Annotated in this window: 17 protein-coding genes; 4 read left to right on the forward strand and 13 right to left on the reverse strand. The window is 62.9% G+C overall.

Annotated elements, in window-relative coordinates; all coding sequences use genetic code 11:
- Positions 1 to 6: 6 nt before the first annotated feature.
- The 6 genes from C266_RS02535 to C266_RS02560 all read right to left on the reverse strand — a co-directional run bounded on the left by C266_RS02535 (position 7) and on the right by C266_RS02560 (position 6,715).
- A complete protein-coding gene (locus C266_RS02535; RefSeq protein WP_010807497.1) occupies positions 7 to 426 on the reverse strand; it encodes a DUF4399 domain-containing protein in 420 nt (139 codons plus the stop codon).
- Positions 427 to 536: 110 nt separating this feature from the next.
- Positions 537 to 2,516, reverse strand: a complete 1,980-nt coding sequence (locus tag C266_RS02540; RefSeq protein WP_010807498.1) for a DNA topoisomerase IV subunit B — start codon at positions 2,514 to 2,516, stop codon at positions 537 to 539.
- A 294-nt stretch (positions 2,517 to 2,810) separates the two neighbouring features.
- Complete coding sequence (locus C266_RS02545; RefSeq protein WP_010807499.1) at positions 2,811 to 4,742, reverse strand: ATP-binding cassette domain-containing protein; 1,932 nt, start codon at positions 4,740 to 4,742, stop codon at positions 2,811 to 2,813.
- A 96-nt stretch (positions 4,743 to 4,838) separates the two neighbouring features.
- Positions 4,839 to 5,306 (reverse strand): GNAT family N-acetyltransferase, encoded by a 468-nt coding sequence (locus C266_RS02550; RefSeq protein ID WP_010807500.1) that lies wholly within the window; start codon positions 5,304 to 5,306, stop codon positions 4,839 to 4,841.
- 103 nt (positions 5,307 to 5,409) lie between these two features.
- The gene (locus C266_RS02555) at positions 5,410 to 5,643 is read right to left on the reverse strand and encodes a hypothetical protein (RefSeq protein ID WP_010807501.1); all 234 of its coding nucleotides are present in this window, start codon (positions 5,641 to 5,643) and stop codon (positions 5,410 to 5,412) included.
- 556 nt (positions 5,644 to 6,199) lie between these two features.
- Complete coding sequence (locus C266_RS02560; protein ID WP_010807502.1) at positions 6,200 to 6,715, reverse strand: hypothetical protein; 516 nt, start codon at positions 6,713 to 6,715, stop codon at positions 6,200 to 6,202.
- 147 nt (positions 6,716 to 6,862) lie between these two features.
- Between C266_RS02560 and C266_RS02565 the strand changes: the two genes are divergently transcribed.
- From C266_RS02565 to C266_RS02575, 3 genes are all read left to right on the forward strand, one after another.
- Positions 6,863 to 7,060 (forward strand): hypothetical protein, encoded by a 198-nt coding sequence (locus tag C266_RS02565; protein ID WP_010807503.1) that lies wholly within the window; start codon positions 6,863 to 6,865, stop codon positions 7,058 to 7,060.
- Positions 7,061 to 7,278: 218 nt separating this feature from the next.
- The gene (locus C266_RS02570) at positions 7,279 to 8,997 is read left to right on the forward strand and encodes a glutamine--tRNA ligase/YqeY domain fusion protein (protein ID WP_010807504.1); all 1,719 of its coding nucleotides are present in this window, start codon (positions 7,279 to 7,281) and stop codon (positions 8,995 to 8,997) included.
- A gap of 266 nt (positions 8,998 to 9,263) precedes the next feature.
- Positions 9,264 to 10,181, forward strand: coding sequence for an urea transporter (locus tag C266_RS02575; protein ID WP_168162856.1), 918 nt, complete (start codon positions 9,264 to 9,266; stop codon positions 10,179 to 10,181).
- 280 nt (positions 10,182 to 10,461) lie between these two features.
- Here C266_RS02575 and C266_RS02580 read toward each other — a convergent pair whose 3' ends face one another.
- Positions 10,462 to 11,958, reverse strand: coding sequence for a deoxyribodipyrimidine photo-lyase (locus C266_RS02580; RefSeq protein ID WP_081636126.1), 1,497 nt, complete (start codon positions 11,956 to 11,958; stop codon positions 10,462 to 10,464).
- Between the two features lie 111 nt (positions 11,959 to 12,069).
- Between C266_RS02580 and C266_RS02585 the strand changes: the two genes are divergently transcribed.
- Entirely contained in the window at positions 12,070 to 12,525 is a 456-nt protein-coding gene (locus C266_RS02585; protein WP_010807507.1) for a hypothetical protein, read from the forward strand.
- Between the two features lie 252 nt (positions 12,526 to 12,777).
- Here C266_RS02585 and C266_RS02590 read toward each other — a convergent pair whose 3' ends face one another.
- From C266_RS02590 to C266_RS02615, 6 genes are all read right to left on the reverse strand, one after another.
- Positions 12,778 to 13,287 carry an MgtC/SapB family protein gene (locus C266_RS02590; RefSeq protein WP_010807508.1) on the reverse strand — a complete coding sequence of 170 codons (510 nt, stop codon included), beginning with the start codon at positions 13,285 to 13,287 and terminating at the stop codon, positions 12,778 to 12,780.
- Between the two features lie 21 nt (positions 13,288 to 13,308).
- On the reverse strand, positions 13,309 to 14,439 hold the full coding sequence (dinB, locus tag C266_RS02595; RefSeq protein WP_036661192.1) for a DNA polymerase IV: 1,131 nt from the start codon (positions 14,437 to 14,439) through the stop codon (positions 13,309 to 13,311).
- A 71-nt stretch (positions 14,440 to 14,510) separates the two neighbouring features.
- Positions 14,511 to 15,197 carry a hypothetical protein gene (locus C266_RS02600; protein ID WP_144265685.1) on the reverse strand — a complete coding sequence of 229 codons (687 nt, stop codon included), beginning with the start codon at positions 15,195 to 15,197 and terminating at the stop codon, positions 14,511 to 14,513.
- Positions 15,198 to 15,406: 209 nt separating this feature from the next.
- Positions 15,407 to 16,489 carry a CaiB/BaiF CoA-transferase family protein gene (locus C266_RS02605; RefSeq protein WP_010807511.1) on the reverse strand — a complete coding sequence of 361 codons (1,083 nt, stop codon included), beginning with the start codon at positions 16,487 to 16,489 and terminating at the stop codon, positions 15,407 to 15,409.
- 102 nt (positions 16,490 to 16,591) lie between these two features.
- Positions 16,592 to 17,875 (reverse strand): CaiB/BaiF CoA-transferase family protein, encoded by a 1,284-nt coding sequence (locus tag C266_RS02610; protein ID WP_036660982.1) that lies wholly within the window; start codon positions 17,873 to 17,875, stop codon positions 16,592 to 16,594.
- A gap of 3 nt (positions 17,876 to 17,878) precedes the next feature.
- Positions 17,879 to 19,906 (reverse strand): aconitase family protein, encoded by a 2,028-nt coding sequence (locus C266_RS02615; RefSeq protein ID WP_010807513.1) that lies wholly within the window; start codon positions 19,904 to 19,906, stop codon positions 17,879 to 17,881.
- Between the last annotated feature and the right edge of the window lie 70 nt (positions 19,907 to 19,976).

Genomic DNA, 19,976 nt, shown 5'->3' on the forward strand with positions numbered 1-19,976 from the left:
AAGTGGTTATTGCTGACCTTTGACATGCACCTTGATCGTCTGGCTCATCGCCGGACCGTACGACTGGTGCGCACCGTTGGCGAACTGCATCGTCAACGTGTGATCGCCCGGCGTCAGATTGACGCTCGTCTCGGTCTGGCCTTTGCCAAAATGCAGGTGCGTATCGTCGGTGGGGACGACCTGACCTGCGGGAATGGAACCGCCGTCGATGATGAGGTGGTGATGACCGGTGTTGGGCGTCATATCGCCCGCCGGCTTGATCGCCATTCCCTCGACGCCAAACTTGACCACCACCGGGTTTGCCACCGTTGCCCCGTCCGCCGGAGCAACGAAAAAGACGCGCGGTTGAGGCGATTGTGCCAAAGCGGTAACGCTTGCGCCCACAAGCAGCAACGGCACGAAAATGCAACGCATTGAACGCAACATAACGCGACTCCCGGTAAGAGTAAGACTCGGATTATCCCACTATGTGAACGCTCACGCTGGTCTGCACATGCGTGAGGTCCCCGTCATTGGAACGACACCCGCAAAAACGCTCAGATGTCGGCTTCCACTTCATTGCCCTTGGCCTCGAGCCAGCTACGCCGTTGCGCCGCTTCGCCCTTGCCCATGAGCATGTTCATCCGCGCCACGGTCGCGTCGAAATCGAGTCCGCCGAGTGCCACGGGGCTCAACCGGCGAGTGTCGGGATTCATGGTGGTTTCCCACAACTGCGCCGCGCTCATTTCTCCCAGCCCCTTGAAGCGGCTGATCGACCATGCGGATTCGCGCACACCGTCCTTGCGCAACTTGTCGAGAATCGCTTCGAGTTCGCCTTCGTCGAGCGCGTAGAGCTTCTGCGCGGGCTTCTTGCCACGTGCCGGTGCGTCTACGCGGTACAGCGGCGGACGTGCCACATACACGTGCCCCTTCGCGATCAATTGCGGGAAATGACGGAAGAACAGCGTGAGCAGCAACACCTGAATGTGCGAACCGTCAACGTCGGCGTCCGAGAGGATGCAGATCTTGCCGTAGCGTAGATTCGACAGATCGGGCGTGTCGTTCGCGCCGTGCGGGTCGACGCCGATGGCCACGGCGATGTCATGCACTTCGTTGTTCGCAAAGAGCCTGTCGCGCTCGGTTTCCCAGGTGTTGAGGACTTTGCCGCGCAACGGCAGAATCGCCTGAAACTCCTTGTCGCGCCCCATTTTCGCCGAGCCGCCCGCCGAATCACCTTCAACCAGGAACAGTTCGTTGCGCGTGATGTCTTCGGTCTCGCAATCGGTCAGCTTGCCCGGCAACACGGCCACACCGGAACTCTTTTTCTTCTCTATCTTCTGGCCTGCACGCGTGCGCGCCTGCGCCTGACGAATCACGAGTTCGGCAAGCTTCTTGCCGTGCTCGACGTGATGGTTGAGCCACAGTTCAAGCGCAGGACGCGTGAACGACGACACGAGACGCACAGCGTCGCGGCTGTTCAGACGTTCCTTGATCTGCCCCTGGAATTGCGGATCGAGTACCTTCGCGGACAGCACAAACGACACGCGCGAAAAGACATCCTCGGGCAGCAGCTTCACGCCCTTGGGCTGAAGATTATGCAGTTCGATGAAGCCGCGCACGGCCTGAAACAGCCCTTCGCGCAACCCCGATTCGTGGGTACCGCCTGCCGGTGTGGGAATCAGGTTGACGTACGACTCACGCACCGGCGCGCCGTCTTCGGTCCATGCCACGACCCACGCTGCGCCCTCGCCTTCGGCAAAGCTGTCTTCGCTGCCATCGGCAAATCGCTCGCCCTCGAACAACGGGATGAGCGGCTCTGCGCCGCCCAGCGATTCGACCAGATAGCCGCGCAGACCATGTTCGTAGAACCACGTCTGTTCTTCGCCGTTCTTCTCCTGACGCAACGTGACGCGCACGCCCGGCAACAGCACGGCTTTCGAGCGCAGCAAGCGTTGCAGTTCACCCAGCGGCAGCGCAGGATTGTCGAAGTATTTCGTGTCCGGCCAGACGGTGACGCGCGTACCGCTCTTCTTCTCGCCACGTTGTGCGGCGCGCGAATGCAACGGCACGCTGACGTTTCCGCCGTTGGCAAATTCGAGTTCGGAGACCTGGCCCTCACGCCAGACCGTCACGGCCAGACGTGTCGCCAGCGCGTTCGTCACCGATACGCCAACGCCGTGCAAACCGCCGGAGAAGGTGTAGGCGCCGCCGGCAGCCTTGTCGAACTTGCCGCCTGCATGCAGACGCGTGAACACGATTTCAACGACCGGCACGCCCTCTTCCGGGTGGATGCCGACGGGAATGCCCCGGCCGTCATCCTCGACGCTCACCGAACCATCCTTGTTCAGCGTGACGAGAATCTGCTTGCCGAAACCGCCAAGCGCTTCGTCGGACGCGTTGTCGATGACTTCCTGAATGATGTGCAGCGGATTTTCGGTGCGGGTGTACATGCCCGGGCGCTGCTTGACCGGCTCAAGGCCCTTCAGGACCTTGATGGACGCTTCGCTGTACTGGGCAGGCGTATTTTTTTTCGACATAGCGTGACTAAATTGGGGTACGACGCCCCGTGATTATCCACACATCCTGTGGACAACCACGGGGAAAACCCATTAACACATGAAAAAAGCGACGCCGGATCAACGACTTGAGTTGCGGCGCCCACATAATGGGCACTCTGCGCGCTCGGCGCCCGGCATGGGTGAGCCGGGAGGCGAGCCGCGCCTGATGAATCGCGGCCTATTGTACTGTCACTCGCAACGCGCTCGAATGACAACCCGTGCCAGTCGACGCGATGCGGCCGGATATCCGGCCGCAAGCGCTTCGTTCAATCGTCAGGCGCTCTCGCCGCGCTGCTTGGCTTCGAGCACTTCCCAGCGTTCGAGCGCTTCGAGCAACTCTAGTTCGATGGCCTCGAAACGTTCGGACAACGCCGCCCCGGCTGCCGGATCTTTCACAAAGATCGAGCCATCTTCAATCTTCGCAGCGGCGTCCTTTTGTTCCGTTTCCAATGCGGCAATGCGCTCCGGAAGACCGTCGAGTTCGCGCTGCTCCTTGTAGCTCAGCTTGACCGTGCGATTGGCGCTGCGCTTCGACGCGCCGGGCGCTTCCCTGGCGGCCTCGTCGGCCGGCGCACGCTGCGCAGCAAGCGCGGCGGAGCGTTCACTCTGCACCTGCCAGTCGGTGAACCCGCCGACATACTCGCGCCAGTTGCCGTCGCCTTCCGCTGCGATGACCGAAGTCACCACATTATCCAGGAACGTCCGATCGTGGCTCACGAGGAACACCGTGCCGCTGTAATCCTCGAGCAGTTCTTCGAGCAGTTCCAGGGTCGGGATGTCCAGATCGTTGGTCGGTTCGTCCAGCACCAGCACGTTGGCCGGGCGCGCGAACAATCGAGCGAGCAGCAGACGGTTCCGCTCGCCGCCCGAGAGCGACTTCACCGGGGAGCGGGCACGCTCCGGCGAGAACAGGAAGTCGCCGAGATAGCTCATGACATGCTTGCGCACGCCGCTGATTTCGATCCAGTCGCTGCCCGGACTGATCGTATCGAGCAGGCTCTTCTCGGGGTCGAGTTGCGCGCGCATCTGATCGAAATACGCCACCTGCAAATTGGTGCCGACGCGAATCTGTCCGCTATCCGGCGCGATTTCGCCGAGGATGAGCTTAAGCATCGTCGTCTTGCCGACACCGTTCGGGCCGACAAGGCCGACTTTGTCGCCACGCATGAGGGTCGCCGTGAAATTGCGCACGATGACGCGCTCGCCATACGACTTTGTGACGTTGGTCAGTTCCGCCACGATCTTGCCGGACTTCTCGGCCTGCGCCACATCCATGCGCACGTTGCCTTGAATTTCACGACGCTCGGCGCGCTCGTTGCGCATCGTCTTCAAACGCTCGATACGCGACACACTGCGCGTGCGGCGCGCTTCGACGCCCTTGCGAATCCACACTTCTTCCTGCGCGAGCAGCTTGTCGAACTTCTCGTTCTCCACCCGCTCGACTTCAAGCTGCGCGGCTTTGCGCTCCTGATACTGCGTGAAGTTGCCGGGGTACGAGAGCAAGCGCCCGCGGTCGAGTTCGACGATACGCGTAGCAACGCGGTCGAGGAAACTGCGATCGTGAGTGATGAACAGCAGCGCACCGCGATAACCGATGAGCAGGTCTTCCAGCCAGCGGATCGCTTTGAAATCGAGGTGGTTGGTCGGCTCGTCGAGCAGCAACACGTCGGGTTTGGCTACCCACGCCTGTGCCAGCGAGACACGTTTTTGCATCCCGCCGGAGAGCGCTCCCACGCGCGCGTGCCCGTCGAGGCCAAGCTGGGCGATGGTCGTCTCGACGCGCGTCTTGACTTGCCATGCGTCGGCGGCGTCGAGCGACGACTGCAGGATATTGAGACGCGCGAGCAGCGCATCGTGCTCGGCCCCGTCGGGGGCGTCGGCCAGCGCCTCGGCTGTGCGATCGTAATCGGAGAGCAGCAGATGTAAATCGCCGAGGCCGAGCGCGACGGCGTCGAACACCGTCTGATCGGCGTCGAACTCGGGTTCTTGCGGCACATAGACCGTATTGAGTCCGGCCTGACGAGCGACCAGCCCGTCGTCGGGCACGGTCAAGCCAGCCACGATCTTGAGCAGCGACGATTTACCTGTGCCGTTGCGCCCGATAAGCCCGACGCGCTCACCGGCTTCGAGCGAAAAATCGGCATTGTCGAGTAATGCCACGTGACCGAACGCCAGTTGGGCGCCCGTGATGGAATACAAGGCCATGTGTCGGGGAACGGGAGAACTGCGATGGGAGGTATTGTAGTGCCGGGCACGAAGGCCCGGCCGATATTGCACTGCTATTGCACGGCTACGGTACTGTCATTGCGCCGCCGGCGCGCGCAGCATTTCGATATGCATGATGCCGTCTTCGTCATACGGCTCGCTAACCTTGACGAACCCGAACGCGCCATAAAACGCTTCCAGATAGGCTTGAGCGCCGATGCGCAGCGGGGCCGACGGCCACTGCACCTCGGCAATGGCGATCGCCCGGGTCAGCAACTCGCGCCCGAGCCCGGTACCGCGATGCGACGCCGCCGTGATCACGCGCCCGATCGACGCTTCGTCATAAGCAAGCCCCGGCGGCAACAGGCGGAGATACGCAGCAATTTGCGGCTGATCCGATGCGTCGCGCACTTGCGCGACGAGATGCAGGCTATGGAGATCGCGTCCGTCGACGTCCTGATAGGGGCACTGTTGCTCGACCACGAATACGGCGCTTCGCGCCGCCAGAATGCGATAAAGCAGTGTGCTGCCCAACTCGTCGAACGACTTGCAAATCCATTCCATTCCCGACGCTCCAGCCTCTCGTTGTGAAAGGCCGGACTATAGCACCGTCGCAAAGCGACGATGCCAGCATCGCGCACATGGAATGAACTGCTGGGAATCCGACTTACTGATAGTAGACGATGCCTTGCTCGATGTCGGCACGGGCATTACGCTCGGCGTCATCAAGGGCGTTACCTTGCGTAGCAAAGCCGTAGGCAGTCTGCACCTGATAGGCACCTACTTTTTTCATGCCTTGACGGGTCGGACGATGAATCTCGTAAAACGCGTCCCACCGGGCGTTGTCACGCTCCACGGCATGGACGATGTACTGGAATTCTTGATATTGCGTTGTTTTCATTTTGTATCCTTCTTACTGCATAAAATTTGACTAATAACTATCCCTCTCGAATCGGCTTACGGTGATGAGAGTGCAGATTTGCACAAATGTTTCCGTGAAGTGCACGCAGCCTATCGGGCAAATATGACAAGCCCACGACATTCGCGTGACTGACATACGACAGACGGCACTGCTGAACGCTGCATACGGCACAAGACCCTATGCACACCGTCATTGCGCAACGTAAGGCGCAATGGGGGCGTTCTGTGTACGACTTCCTGTTTCGGGGAACGATGCACTGCCGCCCGGTCGAGGGCAGCAACAAGAACGTTGGTCACGTGGAATCGCGCCAATCATTCAGGGCGACATGGGGTAGCACGGTCGTGCGGCACATGTGTAGTGATAATCGTGCCACACGTTGGCTATCTTCCGGACGGGTCTGAACCTGCCCGGCAATTCATGCCACGGGGGACTGCCACTCATTGAATCCGAAGATGACGGAAAAATGAGTACAGTTCGCGAATGATAACAGAAAAATCCTGCTCGTGCACCGAAGCGGCGCAATCCCGAACTGTGGCTACGGCGTGGCCGTGCGGTCCTCTATTTGGGCCAGTACCCAGTACATATAGCCCGCGAACGCCCCGAAGATCACGTGCCCGGCGACCATCGTCCAGCCGCGCGACTCGATGAACCACGGAAACAACTGCGTCATGATGTGAAAGTTGACGGCGTAGACGACGAGCCCGAAGACCCCGCCCGCAACCGACACCGTGACCACATCCGAGTCCAGCCGGAACGGCGCGATGATCGCGCCCAGCACCACGCCAAGCACGACGCCGATGGCCGCGTGGACCAGGAGCGCCATGGAGACGATGGAAAGGTCGAACGTGGCCGGCTGAGACAGAATGCCCGGGCCCAGCACAATGGCCGCGACCATTCGAGGCGGCACCCACGGGCTCTGGCCTGAGACCAGCAGCACCATGAGCATTTCCACCGCAGAGAAGAAGGCGCAGGCGACAAAGCCGGCAATAGCGGCCGCCACCCAGTCGGGCGAGCGGTGCGTGTAGCGATGCGAATGGAGGTGCAGTTCCATGATGTCCTCCCTTGAGGGTCACTCACAGGCCGCCGGTAGCACCGGCAGTCTTTTCAGGATAGAACAATCCGGGCGCGGCAACGGCTGGCCCGCGCTATATACTTGGTGTCGCAGCCCGCCGCCGGCGGGACTTTCGGGAGATATCGCATGTCCAGTCTTATAGGCTTGCTCGTCGCTATCGTGCTCGTTGGGATTCCCGTCTGGCGCATTCTGACCCGGCTCGGCCTGTCGCCATGGTTGACGGTACTGGCCTTCATCCCGGTCGTGAACATCATTTCTCTCTGGCTGCTGTCCTACGCCGACTGGCCGGCACAGCGCACCGCAGTCCAGGCACCGAACGTCTGACCCCTGAGCGCCGGTGCCCCGCGCGCGAGGCACCGGCCGCCTGCCCGCATGTGCGAGTGGATGCCCGTCCGGACCACTTCCCGACGCCACGTTCTCCGCGTTTCCAGGGGTCAACTCCACGCAGCCTCCACATCCCCGCCGTGTTGCCGCGCGAACGCTCGCCCGTGGTGCAATGCGGTACGGTAGAATATTCGCCAAACTCCAAACACTGGTCAGGCATGAGCACAGAGCTGAACGCGGCATCCAATTTCATCCGCAATATCATTGACGAAGACAATCGCTCGGGCAAATGGGGCCAGCGCGTTGAGACGCGCTTCCCGCCGGAGCCCAATGGCTATCTGCACATCGGTCACGCCAAGGCCATCTGCGTGAACTTCGGGATGGCGCGCGACTACGATGGCGTGTGCCATCTGCGCTTCGACGACACAAACCCGGAAAAGGAAGAGACCGAATACGTCGACTCGATCATTGAAATGGTCAAGTGGCTCGGTTTCAGCTATCAGACGCCGCAGAAGGAACACCTCTACTTCGCAAGCGACTACTTCGATAAGCTGTATCAGGGCGCCGAGATCCTGATTCAGCGCGGCAAGGCGTACGTCGACAGCCAAAGCGCCGACGACATGCGCGCCAACCGTGGCACGCTGACCGAGCCGGGCAAGGATTCGCCGTTCCGCAACCGTTCGGTCGAAGAGAACCTCGATCTGTTCCGCCGCATGCGTGCAGGCGAATTTGCCGACGGCACGCACGTGCTGCGCGCCAAGATCGACATGACCTCGCCGAACATCAACCTGCGCGACCCGGCTATCTACCGCATCCGTCACGCGCATCACCATCGTACGGGCGACGCCTGGTGCCTCTACCCGATGTACACCTATGCGCACCCGCTCGAAGACGCCATCGAGAACATCACGCACAGCCTGTGCACGCTGGAGTTCGAAGATCAGCGTCCGTTCTACGACTGGGTGCTGGGCGAACTGGCCGATGCCGGCATGTTCACGCGTCCGACGCCGCAGCAAATCGAATTCGCGCGTCTGCAACTGACTTATGCCATCACGAGCAAGCGCAAGCTACGCCAGTTGGTCGACGAAAAACACGTCGACGGTTGGGACGATCCGCGCATGCCCACGCTTGTCGGACTGCGCCGTCGCGGCTTCTCGCCCGAAAGCTTGCAATTGTTCTGCGAGCGCATCGGCGTGGCGAAGTCGGCGTCGTGGATCGATATGAGCATTCTCGAGCAGGCCCTGCGCGACGACCTCGATCCGAAGGCCCCGCGTGCGACGGCGGTGCTCGATCCGCTCAAGCTCGTCATCGACAACTACCCGGAAGGCAAGCAGGAAGACTGTCAGGCACCGGTGCATCCGCACTTCCCGGAGCGCGGCATGCGCACGTTCCCGATCTCGCGCGAGTTGTGGATCGAGCGCGAAGACTTCCAGGCAGAGCCGGTGAAAGGCTTCTTCCGACTGTTCCCCGGTAACAAGGTGCGTCTGCGCTACGGTTACGTAGTGGAGTGCACGAGCTTCGATACCGATGCCAACGGCAACGTCACCGCCGTGCATTGCAACTACTTCGAAGACAGCCGTTCGGGCACGCCAGGCGCGGACAACTACAAGGTCAAGGGCAACATCCATTGGGTGAGTGCGCCGCATGCGGTTGCCGCCGAGGTGCGCATCTACGACCGGCTGTTCCTCGACCCGAACCCGGATGCTGGCGACAAGAACTTCCTCGACGCCATCAATCCGAACGCGAAGCATGTCACGCAAGCCTTTGTCGAACCGGGTCTGATGCACGTTGCACCGGAAGATCGCGTGCAGTTCGAGCGTCATGGGTACTTTGTCGCCGACCGCCACGATTCGGTGCCGGGCAAGCCGGTGTTCAACCGAATCGTATCGCTCAAGGATAGCTGGGCAGTCAAACCGGCAAAGGGCGGCGGCAAGTAATCGCCGCATAGCGACGCCCGCCGAACAAAACCCGCGCCTTCGTGCGCGGGTTTTGCTTTTCCGGGCGCGATTGATTCGCGGCAGGCGGCCGCCGCATGCGATGAAATACCGACTATAAGGCGCCGAAGCGCCAGGACAGACCGGTTCGGCGTAAGCTCGCGCTCATCGCTCGTGTGTCTTTCGGGGGGGGGGGCGCCCACTCAGGCGCCTCACGTCGCGAGCTCACCGTCAATGCCCTCCCGAACCGCCGCGGTCCGACCATGCCAATGCCTCATCCTTCGCCCATGCCGGCATCCCCGGCGCACTTTGCGATTGAGCGCCGCTGGCTGACCGATGCGCTTCACGGCACGGTCGCGAACTTCGCACAGATCTACTTCATTCCATCGGCAGGCATCGGCCTGTTGTTGCTCGCCGTGCTCGCGCTGGCTGACTTACCTGCCGCCCTTTCCGGGTTGGCGGCAAGTGTCGCCGCATCGTGTCTGGCGATCATGCTACGGCTGCCGCGTGAGCAGCACCGCAGCGGGACACTTGGGTACAACGGCGCGTTGACCGGCATCGCTTTCGGCGCTCTGTGGCAACCCGACGCCGCGTGCGCCGCATGGCTGGTGGTTTGCGTCTGCCTGACCGTCTTCACGACGGCCGCACTCGCCCGCTACAGACTCCCTGCCCTGACCGGCCCGTTTGTGGGAGTCATGGCGCTCACATGGGCGGCGCAGCCCTGGCTGGCGCTGTTACCGCGCACCGGGGCACTCTCGTGCGACGCCGGCACGCCCGGCTTCGTCTTCTGCTCGGTTGGTCAGGTCGTCTTCATGGCACCGCTAGTACTGGGTCTGCTCACCTGGTACGTGCTCGCGCTCTGGAATGTGCGCGCCACGTTGTGGGCGCTGGCAGCGGGCGGCACCGTCTGGTCGGGTCTCTCCGCGCTGGCAACGATATGGCCCGCGATGGCCGGACAAGCCGGCGGGATTGGCGTGAATGCGTTTCTTGCGGCACTCGGATTGGGCGTGTTTGCACGGTGCCCCGCCTTGCGCTTTGCCGGCGCCGTTCTGGCCAGCGCCATCTGCATCACGCTTGGCCAGACGCTCGGTTCGCTGGGCTGGCCGTACTTCACCCTGCCGTTCAATCTGGCGGTCTGGATCGTCCTGAGCACAACAGCCCAACGCCGACAGCCTGACTCCCCATAAAAAAATGCCCGGAACGTTAACGCTCCGGGCACTCGCTCATCGCAAACCCCGTGTGGTGAAGCCGCCGTCTGTGCGGCAAAGCATTCTTCAGCTTCCCCGTGTGGTTTTGGCCTGCCTTCGCTCGTTTCCGAGCAATTCTTGTTGTACTGCTTCCTCCCTGACGCCCACGAACGCCCCCCGACGTTGTGAACCGCTACCGAAGCCCAGGCCTCTTGAGTGCCCTACTCGTATCAACGGCCAGAAGCGGAAAAAGTTGACGGGGGTATACACCGATCTTTCATCACTCCGCGCCCATGTCGTCGCCGCGCTTGCCGGAAACGGCCGGTGTCTTCACGACAGCGTACCGTGCAAGTGTCTCCTTTCGGGCCACGTCGTGAGCAACTACCGGTTGCGGATAGTCGCGCCCCAGCGTGACCTTGGCGTCAAGCAGCGTCTGCGCATCCGCTCGCCACGGCGCATGCAACGCCTTGTCCGGCAGATCGGCCAGCTCCGGCACATACTTCCGGATGAAACGGCCGTGTGGGTCGAACGTCTCCGACTGGGTTGTCGGATTGAAGATGCGGAAATACGGTTGCGCATCGCACCCGGTCGACGCCGCCCATTGCCAGCCACCGTTATTCGCCGCCAAATCGAAATCGTTCAGGGCGCGTGCAAAATACGCCTCGCCCCGTCGCCAATCGATGCCCAGGTCCTTGACCAGAAAGCTTGCCGTGACCATGCGAAGGCGGTTGTGCATATAGCCCGTCTGGTTGATCTGACGCATGGCGGCATCCACCAGCGGATACCCCGTTCGGCCCTCGCACCAGGCTTGAAAATTCGCGTCGGCTGCCGTCCCCGAAGCCCATTCGATAGCGTCGTAAGCGGGTTTGAACGCTTGCCCGGCGACATGCGGATAATGGTGCAGGATCATGAAATAGAACTCGCGCCAGATGAGTTCACTCAGCCATTTCTGGGCGCCACTTCCGGCATCCCCCTCCCGGAGCATTGCAGCATGGGCTTCGCGAGCGAGCGTGCGAATCGAGACCGTGCCGAAACGCAGATGCACCGACAGATAGCTCGGTCCGCGCACGGCGGGATAATCGCGTCGCTCGTGGTAATGCGCCATACGCGGCAGAAAATCGTCCAGCAGTTGGCGAGCGCCTGACTCCCCGGCCGGAACCGCCATCCGGCGAGATTCCGGCACGTCGAAACCCAATGACGCGAGCGAAGGAAGTGCCTCGGCGCCGTTCGGCGGCACGGCCAGATGTTCCAGATCACGCGTGCGCCCGTGAGGCGCCAGATCGACCGGACGCACCTGCTTCAACCATGCCCGCTGGTAAGGCGTGAACACGCTGTACGGCTCACCCTGCGCCGTGAGAATCTCGCTGACCTCGAAGATCACCTGATCCTTGAGCGCCTCGAATGCAATGCCGAGATCGTCGAGCGAGCGCGCCACGGAACGATCACGCGCTACCGCCGCCGGTTCGTAGTCCCGGCCGGCAAAGACGGCCTGAACGCCAAGCGACTTCGCCAGCGAGGGAATCGCTACGGCGGGATCGTCGTGACGCACGATCAGCGCGCCCCCGGCATCCTCCAGGGTGCGAGCCAATTCGGCCACGCTGTCGTGAATGAATGCGACACGGCGATCGTCGGACGGCAGATACTTAAGAATCGTCGTGTCGAAAACAAACACGACATACACTTCGCGGCACGTTGACAGCGCCTGCGTCAACGTTGCGTTATCGGTGCAGCGCAGATCGCGCCGCATCCAGACCAGCCCTTTTTCGAATTCGCTCATGTCGGATTTGCGCGACATCCGCGCGCCGTTGTCGGTTGATTCGGGACGAATCCGCCAAATCCCTTACCATAGCGAGATCGCGGACTTCATGCCATCGGCCTCGATTACCTCATGACTCGGAAGTTTCCGAATTTGGCCCGCACGCGCCTTGTCGTGCCCGCCCTGTTCTGTGTCGCCACCGTGCTGCTTGTCACTGGCTGCGCCACCCCATCGAAACCGAACACCACGCCTGCTGCGACGCGTCCTCCCGCGCCCGACCCCGCCACCTTGCGTGAGCGTCATCTGGCCGCCGCCGACGCCGCGGCCGACCAGTACCGGACATGCCTCTACGGCCATGTCGCGCGCTATATCGATCTTGTGCCCGATTCTGCCCGGCTGGCGGATGAAGCTGCCGCAGAGTGCGCGCCGATCACCGAGCGATTCCACCGCGAGCGGCAGGCCGCCATTGTGACGTACACCTCAGCAACCGACGCCTCGCAGCAAGCCGATGCCGCCACGTTCTCGCTCAAGGCCGACGGCTTGCGGGTCGCGCGGGCTCGCGCCACGGAGTTGCGCGCGCTACGGTGAGGGGGCGTGCGATCTCTCGGCAAACCTACGTAGTCCCCCCGACGTGCTTTCCCTAATCGGGCAAGCCCCGATTGGCGAATGACCCGTCGCTGACCAAAATGAAATCGCCCTCTTACGTCCTTTTGAGGGTACTGCGACAACGTCATTTGCCCGCTTCGGCGGGCATTTTTCTTCGGTATCCGCAGGATTTTGGCCGTGACGTCCGGGACGAGGAGGCTACGATGTGCATCTTCTGCAGACGCAGGATGGATGTCACTTGCCGTCGCGCTCATGCGGCGCCGGCGCGTCCCCGTCAGACGAAGGCTCTTGCAACTCGTCGTGCCCCAGCCAACGGTGCGCGAGCGCTTCGATCCGCCCGCCGAGTGCTAACACGATAAGCAGTAGCAGCATCGCCACCAGCGCGATATGCCAGCGGCCCAGACCGCAAATGATGCCGATCCCGGTCGTACTCCATAACGCCGCCGCCGTGGTGAACCCATGCACCGACGCACTGTGACTCGGACGGATGATGCAACCCGCGCCAAGAAAACCGATGCCGGCGACGATGCCCTGTATCACCCGGCTGACCGACGAGTTGTCGTAGCTCAGCGACGACCCCGGAAACGGCACAACCGCCAGCACGAACAACGCCGAGCCGAACGACACGATTGCCAGCGTTCGCAAGCCGACAGATTTGTGATGCAAATTTCGATTGAGCCCGACGAGGCCGCCAAGAATCAATGCCGCCGCCAGCCGCAATGTGACTTCGATGATCTCCGCCATCCCTCATCTCGCTCGCGCGATCTATGCCTGTGATGCCGCATTATCGCCCAGCGGCGGCGCGGTGAGTGAGGTGCAGCTCTGCTCGTCGTCGAAAAGTCGCAACTGGCGTGCCGCCTGCGCTTCCAGCAGGCGCACGCCCACGCCCATCAGGCGCACCGGGCGGCGTTTGCGGCCCACCGCTTCCGCCAGCAACTCCCGGCATTGCACGGGGTCGACACCCAGTGCACCGGCTTCGGCAGTCGTGCGCGAGAAGTCGGCGAAACGGATTTTCACGAAGATCTTCGCGATGGCCAGCGGCTCGCTGCGACGCGCGCGCTCAACGCGCTCGAACAATTGACGAAGCAGCGGCTCGAGTGCCGTCTCGCATTCGGCGAGCGTTCGCAGATCGCGCGTGTAGGTCGTCTCGACACTGATCGATTTTCGTTCGCGATCCGGACTCACTTCGCGCGTGTCGATGCCACGGCAGCGCTCGAACAGACGTTGGCCGAACACGCCGAACCGCTCGGTGAGATTGGTCATCGAGTGACTTCGCAAGTCACCGCACGAATCCACGCCCAGTGCGCGGAGCTTCTCCGCCGTCACCTTGCCCACGCCGAACAGGCGCTCGACGGGCAGCGCAGCCACGAACGCATCGACCTGCGCGGGCTTGACGACGAACATGCCGTCGGGCTTGCGCCAATCGCTGGCGATCTTGGCGATGAACTTGTTCGGCGCCACCCCGGCCGAGACGGTCAGCCCGACTTCTGCGGCAACGCGAGCGCGAATCTCGCGGGCAATCAACGTCGCGGAGCCATCGCAATGCGCGCTATCTGTGACATCCAGATACGCCTCGTCCAGCGAAAGCGGTTCAACGAGATCCGTGTAATCGCGATAGATCGCCATGATGCGCTGCGAGGCTTCCTGATACCGGCTCATCCTCGGGGGAATGATGCGCAGCACCGGACACAGCTTGATCGCCTGAGCCGACGGCATGGCGGAGCGCACGCCAAAGGCGCGCGCCTCATAATTGCATGTGGCGACCACACCTCGCTGATCCGGCTGGCCACCGACGGCCAGTGGAATTCCCCGCAACGACGGATCGTCACGCATCTCGACAGAAGCGTAAAAGCAGTCGGCGTCGCAGTGAATGATCTTGCGTATTGGGGAGGACATGGCAGGCGGCGAAAACACTGTGCAAATATACAGCATTCGCGCAACATTTGCGCCCCATCAGTGACGTCCCATCATCGCACAGGCAGGAACTGGAGAAACTGCGCGCCGAGTAAATTCTGGGCATAGCCGATGCCCGCACGGCGGTACTTTTCGTCGAGCATCTCGGCCAGCAGGTCGAGGCGGCCGATGACCTTGCCGAACTCCCGTTCAAAGCTCACGTTGCGCACATCAGCGATTTCGTTCGCCAGCAATAACGGATTGCCTGCGGGGTCACGACGGCTCGCCAACAGCCACGCGGCAATTTCCACGTTGCGCGCCGCGTTATAGATCCGCTGCGCATCGAGACCATCGCTCAGATAAAACACGGTCGTTCCACCGTGCGCGGTGATGATCGTGTCCGACAGGCTGAAGACGAAAGCGGCCACGCGATCGCCATCGAACGTCGGGGCGAGCGAGAGAGACAGCGCTTTCACGTCGCGCAGATCCTGTAGCGCCGGCACGCTACGCCGCCCTTCGACGGCAGCGCGCAATTGCGTCATCGCCTGGGCCTGACTCGTGGCCCCGCTCTTGCGCCATTCGCGCGGGTTACGCCTGTAGAGCTTGTCGGCCAACACGTACAAGCTCTCGAGATTGGCCCGCATACCCAATGTCGCCATGCGATTGATATCCGTCTGCGCAAGATCGGCCGCCGTCATCGCTGTCGAGCGAACTTTCCCGTGATCTGCCGGTGCGTCCTGATAGGACACACATCCGGTCATCGCCGCGCTTGCCACCGTACTGACGAGCGCAAACGCCAATCGTCCTCTCGCAGCGCGGGTGAACCAGTGTCGATGTCGATGTAAGGCGAGCCGTCGAGTCATGAGCGTATCGGTGTCGGTAAGCGACGACTCTACGCGATGGAAGGCCGCACCTCGCGCCTCACCTCCCTGAAAAATTGTGACATTCGGTAACCTGCCGTGCCCCGGCATCAGGGCATGAGCGCCTCGCGTGTCTGAACAAACAGCGGGTGCGTCATGGCTTCCTCCAGACGTAACACCGGCGTGACGCAGCAATCGGCATCGGCAAAGCGCAACGTCCAATCGGCCTGCGATGCGCTTGCAAACACCGCCGCAAGTTCACCCTGAAGGGCGCGCGCATCGTCGCCGCCAATGACCTGGCCCAGCGACCAGTGCCGCAACTTCCAGTCGCTGCGCCCGAGTACGTCGCACAAGGTCTGCCAGAACTTGAGTTCGAGTGCCCCCACGGCCATGTAGCGTTCGTCCTGAGTGCGATACACCTGATAGCAAGGCACACCGCCGTTGAGCAAATCTGTGCCCGCCCGCGACACGTGCCCCTGCCGGTGCAACGCCACGGCGGGGACGAGGTTCGCGCGAAACACCTCGTGCGTCATCGAAATATCCAGCCACCGGCCACGCCCTGTGCGCTGTGCGAAGACGAGCGCCGCCAACACGGCTTGCGCCGCCGCCTGCCCGCCGCCGTACAAGTCACCAATCTGGAAGTTCGGGACGATAGGCGCGTCCGCCGTGTCTCCCAACTGGTCGAGCACCCCCGCATAGCCGATGTAGTTGATATCGTGCCCCGCCGCCTGCGCCATCGGTCCATGCTGTCCGTAGCCCGAAATCGACGCCATCACCAGCGAGGGTCTGAGGCGCGCAAGCGTCTCATAGCCGAAGCCAAGCCGTGCCATCACGCCGGGGCGAAATCCTTCGAGCAGTACGTCGGCACGAGACACCCAATCCTGAAACGTCGCGCGATCGGCATCGTTCTTGAGGTCGAGCCGCTCCACCGATTTGCCGCGATTGAGCAGACGCCAGAACGCGCTCGGCGGTGGCTCGTCCTCGCCGAGCATCATCTCGCGGGCGTAGTCGCCAGCGCCCTTGTCCTCGATTTTGATGACCTGCGCGCCCAGTTCGGCGAGACGAAGGCCGGCGAGCGGACCGGGTAACAGACGGGTGAGATCCAGAACGGTAATGCCGGCAAGCGGTGCGTCGGCCAAGGCAGACGGTGCCGACGATTCACGTGTGTGAGATAGATCGAACGATGCGGTCATGGCGTGCAGAGAAGGAGTGAGCGGCGATGCCCACACCGTACCGCGCCGTGCCGTCCGCCCGCAAGCAGACGACACGCCATCCTCGCTCGGAAAATGCCGAATTCAGCCTCGACTGGCGCCGTCTTCCCACAAAACGGGACCGGTGTGATCATTGGCGCCGGAGGCATTGTCCGTCAGGGTTTCATGCACCGGTCCCGCCACCACCCCCTCGCTCAACAGACGGGCGATCTGGGTATCCAGATACCCCAGATCGCGCAGGATTTCACCCGTATGCTCACCCGCCGCCGGTAGGGCACGGCGCGCCGGCAGGCGTTGCCCCGCCATCGTGATCGGTAGCAGCGGCACCTGCGTGTGTTCGCCGTTCTCAGTCACCAGATCGCCCAATCCGCCGCTCGCGAGCAGATGCGGATCGTCGAACAGCGCCTGCGGCGCGACGATCGGCGCGAACGGCAGACCGTGACGCTCGAACGCGGCCGCCAGATAGCTCGCGTCGAACCCTTGCGCCATCTCGCGCAACAAGGGCAGTAGCCAGTCGCGCGCCAGTACCCGGTCGTTATTGGTCGCGAGCCGCGCATCGTCGGCCAGATCCTGACGGCCGAACACGTCGCAGAACGTTCGCCATTGGGTGTCGCTCACGACAGCGAGGAAGATCTGCACGCCGTCGCGTGCCGTGAACACATCGTAGATCCCCCAGGCCGACAGGCGCGCAGGCATCGGGTCGGGTGCCACTCCCGTCACGGCATACTGCTGCATGTGCTGCGCCGCGAGCAGCACGCAGTTCTCGAACAGCGCGCCTTGCACCTCCTGCCCGCGCCCGGTCGTCTTGCGTTCATACAGCGCCGCCAGCGCGGCGAGGGCACCGAACACACCGCCCATGATGTCGTTGACCGACGCCCCTGCGCGCAGCGGCTGCCCGGGCGGCCCGGTCATATAGGCCAGCCCGGCCATCATCTGCACCACTTCGTCGAGCGCGGTGCGCGCCGCGTAAGGGCCCGGCAAGAAGCCTTTGAGCGAGACATAGACGAGCGCCGGATTCAGACGCGACAACGTCGCGTAATCCAACCCGATCTGACGCATTCGCCCCGGCTTGAAGTTCTCGGTCAGCACGTCGGCCGTGCCCACCAGACGCAGAATCAATTCGCGCCCTTCGGGCCGGGTGATATCCACGGCCAGACTGCGCTTGTTGCGATTGAACGCGCGGAAGAAGCCCGCCCCCGTGCCCAGCAGACGCCGCGTCGCGTCGCCGCCCACGGGTTCCACTTTGATGACGTCGGCGCCGAGATCGCCGAGCACCATGCCACACGTGGGGCCCATGACCATATGGGAAAACTCCACGACGCGAATGCCTTGCAACGGCATTGGCGCCGCAGGAGATTCTTGCGGCATCGACTACCCTCCCGAACCTGCTCTCGACGCTTCGCCACACGGCCGGCCTGGCGGCCTCGCAGCATGCGGGACGAATCCGTCGCGTCGTAGTTGATCGAAGCCGACGATGTACCCTGCCAGGGCACTCGCCGCCACCGTGGCCGGACTCCCCAGCCACATCTGTCCCGGCCCGGAACGTCCGGGGAAATTCCGGTTCTGCGCGCTGATGACCACTTCGCCCGGGGCGCGCGACACGCCGGGACCGGCGTTCACACACGCGCCACACCCCGGCGAGAGCATCGTCACGCCTGCCGCCGCGAACACGTCGGCGTAACCCTGTTCCTCGCACCATGCCCGCACGTCTTCGCTACCGTATTGCAGGTAGAAGCGCACCCCATCGGCCACACGATGTCCATGCGACAGCCCCCATGCGAGCACATCGTGACAAGCCCGCAGATCGTCGCGCTTGCTGCCCGTACAAGACCCGCCGTAAGCAATATCGATGGGCACCGCCGCCGTCAGATCGATCAGCGCTACGCCGTTGCCCGGATCGCCGGGACTCGCCACCATCGCCCCGAGACATGCGCAATCGATCTCGATGACGTGCGCGTATGACGCCTGCGCATCGTTGGTCATCCACGGCGCCAGCGAGAAGTCGATGCCGCGCCGCTCGCGCAGATACCGGACGGTCTCGGCATCAGGCACGATCAGCCCTGTCAACCCGCCGATCTCCGCGACCATGTTGGTCAGGGTGGCGCGCTCGTCGGTCGATAGGTGCGCCACCGCCTCACCGGCGAATTCGATGATCTGACCGATGGCGCGGCCGTCGCGGATATACGGCAGACGCAGCAGATGCAGCGCCAGATCCTTCGCCCCCACGCCCGCCGGCAAAGACGAGCGCAGTTGCACAAGGCAGGTGCCGGGTACCGCCAGACGCGCGTCCCCCGTCAGCCAGGCGTTCGCCATTTCCGTCGCCCCGACACCGAAGGCGAACGCACCAATGGCACCGCAATGCGGCGTGTGCGAATCGGTGCCGACGATCACCTGCCCCGGCAAGGCGTAGCGCTCGAGCATCAGCGCGTGGCAAATGCCTTCCGAGCCGCCGCCGGCCGCGCGCCCGTGCAGGCGCAGATCGTGCTGCGCGCAGAATTCACGCTGCACCGTGCCAAGACGTTTCGCCGCATCCACCAATGCCGGCGGCCGGCTGGCGTCGGCGGACACCGCGTCGAGATGGGTGAGGTGGTCCTCGAAGCACAATATCGACGCCGGATCGTGCAACTCGGGCACCGCATCGCCGAAGGCGTGGCGCAGGAAGCTCACGGCCATGGGCGTCACATATTCATGGGAGAAGCGCCAGTCGGCGGGCACGAACACGGCATCGCCCGCGCGCACGCGAGCCACGCCAAGCGCCTTGGCAATGAGCTTCTCGCCGTAGGTCATCGGGCCCGGCGCATGGGCGGGACGTGGCGGTACGGTGTCTCCCGCCAGACGCCGCCGCGTGTAGCCGAACAGTCCCCCGCTGCGCACAATGGCTTCACCCAACGGATCGCAGTCCTCGAGAAAGACCTCGATCGGCACCGCTTCGCCCGCCTGCAAGCGCTCCGCAAGCGCCACATCGGTCGACATCAGCAGCCCGAGGTTTTGACAGTTCTGCGCGTAGATGCGCTCGAAACTCTCGGCAATCACCACGCGGATGCCTGCACACCACTCGGCAAACGGACTGGCCTCGCGCGACGATCCCTTACCCCGGCGCAGCCCCGCGACGGAGAGTGCAAAACCGCCTTCACGCACCGCCTTTGGCCTGACAGGAAACACTCCGGCAAGATCTGCCGAGTCGTCACTGCATCGCAATCCGACGTAAACGTAGTCGCCCAGCGTTTCGTCGAACGCCAGACAGGCCCATGCGGGCGTCATCTCGTCGGTGGAAATCTGGTCGCGCAAGGGCCCGGCTTCGGCCCGCGTCAGTGATTCGCCCGCAAGTTGCCGGGCCATGACGCCGGCACGGTCGCTCAACCACAGCACACGTCCGTTCAGTTTCACGGTTGCTTGCATGAGATCGCTCCTCGAATGTTCCCGCATGGGTTCACCCGTTTCGATCGCAAGTTCCGTGCCGAATTGTCGT

It is taken from the genome of Pandoraea sp. SD6-2, assembly GCF_000389825.1.
Classification (GTDB): domain Bacteria; phylum Pseudomonadota; class Gammaproteobacteria; order Burkholderiales; family Burkholderiaceae; genus Pandoraea; species Pandoraea communis.